This window comes from Secundilactobacillus mixtipabuli, assembly GCF_002217925.1.
Lineage (GTDB): Bacteria > Bacillota > Bacilli > Lactobacillales > Lactobacillaceae > Secundilactobacillus > Secundilactobacillus mixtipabuli.
In genome coordinates this window covers 121,432-128,071 of the sequence record NZ_BCMF01000008.1, presented here as the reverse complement: position 1 = coordinate 128,071, position 6,640 = coordinate 121,432, and the positions used below count along the sequence as shown (strand labels likewise).

General features: G+C 42.8%; 5 protein-coding genes, 6 tRNA genes and 2 rRNA genes. All 13 read left to right on the top strand.

The window, feature by feature from the left end; all coding sequences use genetic code 11:
- Window positions 1–311 (top strand): 23S ribosomal RNA (locus tag IWT5_RS09185); the annotation flags it as partial.
- Window positions 312–378: 67 nt separating this feature from the next.
- Window positions 379–495 (top strand): 5S ribosomal RNA (rrf, locus tag IWT5_RS09180).
- Between the two features lie 8 nt (window positions 496–503).
- Window positions 504–576, top strand: a tRNA-Asn gene (locus IWT5_RS09175).
- A gap of 19 nt (window positions 577–595) precedes the next feature.
- Window positions 596–668, top strand: a tRNA-Thr gene (locus IWT5_RS09170).
- 273 nt (window positions 669–941) lie between these two features.
- Complete coding sequence (locus IWT5_RS09165) at window positions 942–1,256, top strand: PTS sugar transporter subunit IIB (protein WP_159459315.1); 315 nt, start codon at window positions 942–944, stop codon at window positions 1,254–1,256.
- Window positions 1,257–1,563: 307 nt separating this feature from the next.
- On the top strand, window positions 1,564–2,982 hold the full coding sequence (locus IWT5_RS09160) for a peptide MFS transporter (RefSeq protein ID WP_439959098.1): 1,419 nt from the start codon (window positions 1,564–1,566) through the stop codon (window positions 2,980–2,982).
- A gap of 67 nt (window positions 2,983–3,049) precedes the next feature.
- On the top strand, window positions 3,050–3,883 hold the full coding sequence (locus IWT5_RS09155) for a metallophosphoesterase (protein WP_089109650.1): 834 nt from the start codon (window positions 3,050–3,052) through the stop codon (window positions 3,881–3,883).
- 94 nt (window positions 3,884–3,977) lie between these two features.
- A tRNA-Tyr gene (locus IWT5_RS09150) sits at window positions 3,978–4,060 on the top strand.
- A gap of 9 nt (window positions 4,061–4,069) precedes the next feature.
- A tRNA-Gln gene (locus tag IWT5_RS09145) sits at window positions 4,070–4,141 on the top strand.
- Between the two features lie 74 nt (window positions 4,142–4,215).
- A tRNA-Tyr gene (locus IWT5_RS09140) sits at window positions 4,216–4,298 on the top strand.
- Between the two features lie 9 nt (window positions 4,299–4,307).
- A tRNA-Gln gene (locus tag IWT5_RS09135) sits at window positions 4,308–4,379 on the top strand.
- Window positions 4,380–4,554: 175 nt separating this feature from the next.
- The gene (proC, locus tag IWT5_RS09130) at window positions 4,555–5,352 is read left to right on the top strand and encodes a pyrroline-5-carboxylate reductase (protein ID WP_089109649.1); all 798 of its coding nucleotides are present in this window, start codon (window positions 4,555–4,557) and stop codon (window positions 5,350–5,352) included.
- Window positions 5,353–5,494: 142 nt separating this feature from the next.
- Window positions 5,495–6,640, top strand: coding sequence for an N-acetylglucosamine-6-phosphate deacetylase (gene nagA, locus IWT5_RS09125; protein ID WP_089109648.1), 1,146 nt, complete (start codon window positions 5,495–5,497; stop codon window positions 6,638–6,640).

Below are 6,640 nucleotides of genomic sequence, written 5' to 3'. Positions count from 1 at the left end.
ACGTCGTGAGACAGTTCGGTCCCTATCCGTCGCGGGCGTAGGAAATTTGAGAGGAGCTGTTCCTAGTACGAGAGGACCGGAATGGACACACCGCTGGTGTATCAGTTGTGCCGCCAGGTGCATTGCTGAGTAGCTATGTGTGGATGAGATAAACGCTGAAAGCATCTAAGTGTGAAACTCGCCTCAAGATGAGATTTCCCATTCCTATATGGAAGTAAGCCCCCTGAGAGATGATCAGGTAGATAGGCTAGAAGTGGAAGTGCAGCGATGCACGGAGCGGACTAGTACTAATCGGTCGAGGACTTAACCACGAGTAGTGGTGTTCATCGGTAAGAGAAAATGATATTGTCTAGTTTTGAGAGCATCAGTTCTCAATAGTGTGGTGGCGATAGCCTGAAGGATACACCTGTTCCCATGTCGAACACAGAAGTTAAGCTTCAGCACGCCAAGAGTAGTTGGGGGATCGCCCCCTGTGAGGATAGGACGTTGCCACGCTATATTATTCCGGCATAGCTCAGTTGGTAGAGCACCTGACTGTTAATCAGGTTGTCGACGGTTCGAGCCCGCCTGCCGGAGTCATAAATGTATAAGTAATGCCGGCTTAGCTCAGTTGGTAGAGCATCGGTATCGTAAACCGAGGGTCGGGGATTCGAATTCCTCAGCCGGCATCTATTCAACTGAGAAAACACTAACGCAAATGCGTTAGTGTTTTTTTGTCGTTGATGTTTTTACTTTTAGACTTAAAAATTCAAAGTAAACTGACCTAAAAGGCCGTCTGATAAAGCATAATCGGTTGAACGTCTATAATTGGTATAGATTTTAAAATGGCGTTATTAAAGGAAAAACATCCATAATTTAACTTGTGGTATATAAATATTAGTGGTAACCTAATAACAATGAAAGCGCTAATACATAACGCAAAAACTTGGAGGTAATTTATGATGACTAATGTATTAATTATTTGTGCTAGTGGTATTACGAGTCAATTGTTACAAGAAACGGCTCAACGTTCCGTTGAAGCATACCATGCTAATATGATCTTTCAATCCAGTAGCTTTGCTGCTGCTCAGAATAACGGCCTGGAAAGTGCTGATTTAGTTTTAGTTGCACCACAAGTTGGCTGCGATTACGCCACTTTAAAATCAATCAATCCTCGATTAGAAAAGATTCCAGATAATATCTATGCATGGTTAAACGGTGAAAGCTTGGTTAAATTTGCCATGACAGAATTAGATAAGAATAAGGTTGTGGGTTAAAGTAAGCGATAATAGCGCTTGATGAATGTCTTTTTTTACTAGACGTCGTTCTCGAATAATCGCTACTATCCTGTGTTTCCAAACATAATTGGGATTGCTTTAGGACCTTTTCCGGCGTATAATACTCTATATGTCTTAATTAGAATATTATGAGGAGCGGAATTCCCGCTCCTTTAATCATCACTCCGGTAAATAAATGGTATTGCTTGAGTGAGAGATGTCTGGAGGTTTTTTTTTGGATAACCAAGGAAACAAGCAATTAGATCGTTCTTTCTTTGGTCAACCACGTGGCTTGTCTACGTTGTTTATGACTGAAATGTGGGAACGGTTTAGTTACTATGGTATGAAAGCAATTTTGATCTACTATATGTACTTCTCAATTGCAAAGGGTGGCCTTGGCATGGACAGAGGGCTTGCTGCCTCTATCATGTCAATTTATGGGTCTTTAGTTTACTTATCTTCAGTACTCGGTGGTTTTTTAAGTGACCGAATCTGGGGGAGTCGTAAAACGGTGTTCTACGGCGGTGTCTTGATCATGTTTGGTCATATCTTCTTGTCCTTGCCAGCTGGTAAAATTGCATTATTTATTTCAATTTGCTTAATTACCATTGGTACTGGTCTGTTGAAGCCAAACGTATCTGAAATGGTGGGTACGCTGTATTCACCAGAAGATACCCGTCGTGATTCTGGGTTTACTATCTTCGTGTTCGGGATCAACTTAGGATCGTTAGTTGCGCCAATCGTGGTTCCAGCAATGTGGTCTGCTTTTAACTTCCACGCTGGTTTCTCTTTGGCAGCCATTGGTATGTTCTTTGGATTAGTATCCTACTGGTTTGGCGGTAAGAAGTATCTGAGTGCTGATTCATTATACCCAGATGATCCGCTGGAACCTGGCGATGCGAAAAAGCTATCTTTCCGTGTCAGTCTAGGCGTGATTGCATTTGCTTTGGTCTTATTGATTATGTACGTATTCGGTGCATTCAATATTGCTAACTTCATTACGTTGCTCAGTATTATTGCGGTATTAACGCCTGTGGCTTACTTTATCGTTATGCTGACCAGTAAGAAGGTCAATAAACAAGAACGTTCACGTGTTTGGGCTTACGTGCCTTTGTTCATTGCTGCCGCTATTTTCTGGGCAATTGAGGAACAAGGAATGGTTGTGTTGGCATTGTTCGCACAATCGCAGACAAACAACACGGTTCACATTTTTAACTGGGTCATCCATATCAATCCAGCTAACTATCAATCATTAAATCCATTATTCATCTTAATTTACACGCCAATCTTTGCCACGCTGTGGACTAAACTGGGCAAGCGTCAACCTTCATCTCCAAGCAAGTTCTCAATGGGTATGATCGTTACCGGTTTCTCATACTTATTATTGGTTATTCCAATAACGATGTTTGGTCCTTATGCAAAGCTCAGTCCACTTTGGCTGGTTGGTAGTTGGGCAATCGTTGAAATTGGTGAGTTATTGATTTCACCAATTGGATTGTCAGTTACGACTAAACTTGCGCCAAGAGCGTTCCAATCATCAATGATGAGTATGTGGTTCCTAGCTGATTCAGCTGGGCAAGCTGTTAACTCACAAATTGTTAAGTTCTATACACCCGGAAACGAAGCCATGTACTTTACTCTCAATGCGGCTGCAGCCATTGTCGCAGGGATTGTACTCTTCTTCATGATTAAGCCAATCAAGCGCTTAATGGAAGGTGTTCTATAAACGAATTATTTCAAAGTTGTGTTACGATATTCTCGTGGCACAACTTTTTTTATTTAGGAGAAAAACGATGGTTAAAGTAGCAATGATCAGCGACCTACATTTCGATATCAATCACGTCGATATTGACCGGACAATTGAACAGCAAAGTCAGTGGTTGACGCAAAACCAGATTGGCGTTTACTTGATTGCGGGGGACCTCTTTAATCACTTTAATTGTTCTTTGGCATTTGTAGAAAAGCTTCAGAAGAGAACACCTGCTACTGCTGTGAGATTCATAGCCGGCAATCACGATATGGTTAATGATATTAGCTATGACGATCTTCAGAAAAGCCTATCAGAAACGTATCTGCACCGAAAAAAATTTGATATTCCTAATACCGACTGGCAAATTATTGGTAATAATGGTTGGTACGATTATTCATTCTCAGCTGTTTTACATCGGCCAGATGAAGATTTCTTGCATTGGAAACGGGCTTACTGGATTGACGGTGCAATTAATCAGCCCATGAGTGACCCGGATCGAATGACCCAGGAACTTCAGGTGATAGAGGCTCAGCTGCAGCAAGCAAAGTTAAATCATAAACGGGTGCTGTTTATGACCCACTTCGTGCCCCGAATTGAGTATTTACGGATAACATCAGATGACCGCTTTTGGAACATGGCTAACGCAATGTTAGGTAGTACTCGAATGGGGGACTTGTTAAAGCGGTATCAGGTTGAACGGGTTTTATTTGGACATATGCATATCCATCCAGTTCCACGTCATTTGGATGGAACAACATATTATAATCAGGCTGTTGGTTATGGAACAACCAGAAGGCACGAGTGGATCACAAACGATTTTCAGTCTGAATGGTTAAACAGAGTCCGTGTGATTAATTTAACCAGTAAAGATAATTAAATTCATTTTTTATGAGAAATAAGCCCAAACCAGCTTGACGAGGCTTACTGGTTTTTGTTATTATAATTAAGTTGATTTGTGATGAATCAATTATGGATGGGTAGCGAAGTCTGGCTAAACGCGGCGGACTGTAAATCCGCTCCTTCGGGTTCGGTGGTTCGAATCCACTCCCATCCATTTCTTTATTGGGCTATAGCCAAGTGGTAAGGCAACGGGTTTTGATCCCGTGATGCGCTGGTTCGAACCCAGCTAGCCCAATCAACCAAGTTTGTGTTGACTAGATATACAAAGTGCTGTATAGTTATTGATGTTGTTTTTGCTTTTAATATTATGGATGGGTAGCGAAGTCTGGCTAAACGCGGCGGACTGTAAATCCGCTCCTTCGGGTTCGGTGGTTCGAATCCACTCCCATCCATTTCTTTATTGGGCTATAGCCAAGTGGTAAGGCAACGGGTTTTGATCCCGTGATGCGCTGGTTCGAACCCAGCTAGCCCAATTTTATATGTGAGAGTTCCCACCAGTTATTTTAGCTGGTGGTTTTTTATCCCTTTTTTACGGTTGTGAGGTTCAGCTTCGATTTAACATCGGAAAAACTGTGCCACTACTTAATCTTTGCTATAATATGTTTAACATTATGATAGTTAAATCAAGACGTTAGAGGAGTGAGACACATGAAAATTGGATTCATTGGTGTCGGTGGCATGGCACAGGCCATTATCACGGGGCTGCTGAAGCAAACAAAAATAGCACCAGCAGACATTTTGATTCATAGCGCACATGCATCGACATATGAAAAAGTTGCTCAGCAGACTGGCGTTACAGCAATGACCAGTAATTCTGAAGTTGCTCAGCATAGTGATATCGTCGTTTTAGCTGTGACTCCCAACGTTGCGGTGCCTGTTTTAAAGGAGATCCGTGAACAGTTGGATCCAAAGCAAACGATTTTAGTTTCGATTGTTGCCGGCTTATCGCTTGAACGACTGGAAGAACTGGCAGGTTACGACTTACCTATTTTACGGACGCTACCTAACTTAAATGTCGCAATTGGCGCTGGGATGACCGCCGTTCATGCCAACGAGAATTTGACTGGTCAAGCTAAAGAGCAGGCCATTTCATTATTTGATCAAATTGGCAGTACAGTGACACTACCAGAAACTGATTTTGCAACTTTTTCAGCCCTTGCTGGGTCGAGTCCAGCGTACGTTTATTTCTTCATTGATAGCTTGAGCCGAGCAGGTGTCAAACATGGGCTAACCAAAGCAGCTGCTACTAAGATTGCTGCGCAGGCGGTAATGGGTTCGGCAGAGATGGTCCTCAATTCTACGGAAAATCCGTTTGGTTTGATCGACCAAGTTTCTTCGCCAGGTGGCAGCACCGTTGCCGGATTGCTCGCGATGGAAGAAGCCGGTTTTATGACCTCAGTGGTCAAGGGAATTGACGCGACAATCAACCGTAACAACGCGGAATAAGCTTTTCCGTAATCAGTTAATGCTCGTTGAACTTTCCCCTAATGAACACCGATACAACAGGCTTGCAACATGGTCTATACCAGTATATAATAAATCCGTAAGCTTAATCGAGTAGATGAGAGTTGATTAGGAGGAAGAGTTTATGAGTATCGTGTTGAAACACGCGACAATTTATACCGGTGAAGACGTTATTGCGGATGGTTATATCCGGTTTAGCAAAACCATTGAGGCGGTTGGTTCGATGAGTGATTATCGGGCTCAGCCTAATGATGAAGTTAAGTTTGTTAATGGTAAGGTCATCGTTCCTGGCTTTATTGATGTTCATACCCATGGCGGTTACAGCTTTGATTCAATGGACGGTGATGCTGACCAGATCAACGAGATGGTTAATCACATGGTCAAAGAGGGGATCACAACCGTGTTCCCAACGACAATGACACAGTCAAACGATAATATTGCTCATGCGATGACGGGAATTAAAGAAGCCGCCAAGGTCAATCCTGTTATTAAGGGCATTCATCTTGAAGGCCCGTTCATTGCGGCTATTTACAAGGGTGCTCAACCAGAGAAGTATATTAAGGATCCAGACGTTTCATTGTTGGATCACTGGAATGAATTGTCTGGCGGGTTGGTCAAACTGATCACATATGCGCCTGAGGATGAAGGATCAAGAGTCTTTGAAGACTATTGCTTAGCACATAACATTGTTCCTTCAGTTGGTCACAGTAACGCTACGCGGGAACAGATGCTCGCAAGTCGTGCAACTCACGTCACCCATTTATATAACGCACAACGCGAATTTAAGCACCGTGAGCCAGGTGTTACCGGTCATGCGATGCTTGAAGATAATATGTATGCAGAATTAATCTGCGACGGCTTCCATATCGTTCCAGATATGATTAAATTAGCTTATGAACAAAAGGGACCACACCGGATTGAACTCGTCACTGATTCAATGCGTGCCAAGGGAATGCCAGAAGGCGTCAGTGAACTGGGCGGTCAAAAAGTGATCGTTAAGGACAAACAGGCGCGGCTTGAAACTGGTAATTTAGCTGGTTCCGTACTGCGTTACGATGACGCGTTTCGTAACGTGATTTTTTTTACTGGTTGTGCAATCGAAGACGCCGTTCAAATGTCTTCTGTCAATCAAGCAGAAGAATTCGGATTAACTCAAAAAGGAAAATTATTGCCAGGATTTGACGCCGATTTGAACGTCTTGGATCGGGCACTTAATTTACAAACAACCTATAGTTATGGCCGCGAATTTGACGCGAGTCAAACTGATTAG

Excerpts from the sequence above, each read along its gene's own strand:
- IWT5_RS09165 (WP_159459315.1), top strand. The coding sequence starts at position 942 with ATGACTAATGTATTAATTATTTGTGCTAGTGGTATTACGAGTCAATTG.
- IWT5_RS09160 (WP_439959098.1), top strand. The coding sequence starts at position 1,564 with ATGACTGAAATGTGGGAACGGTTTAGTTACTATGGTATGAAAGCAATT.
- IWT5_RS09155 (WP_089109650.1), top strand. The coding sequence starts at position 3,050 with ATGGTTAAAGTAGCAATGATCAGCGACCTACATTTCGATATCAATCAC.
- proC (WP_089109649.1), top strand. The coding sequence starts at position 4,555 with ATGAAAATTGGATTCATTGGTGTCGGTGGCATGGCACAGGCCATTATC.
- nagA (WP_089109648.1), top strand. The coding sequence starts at position 5,495 with ATGAGTATCGTGTTGAAACACGCGACAATTTATACCGGTGAAGACGTT.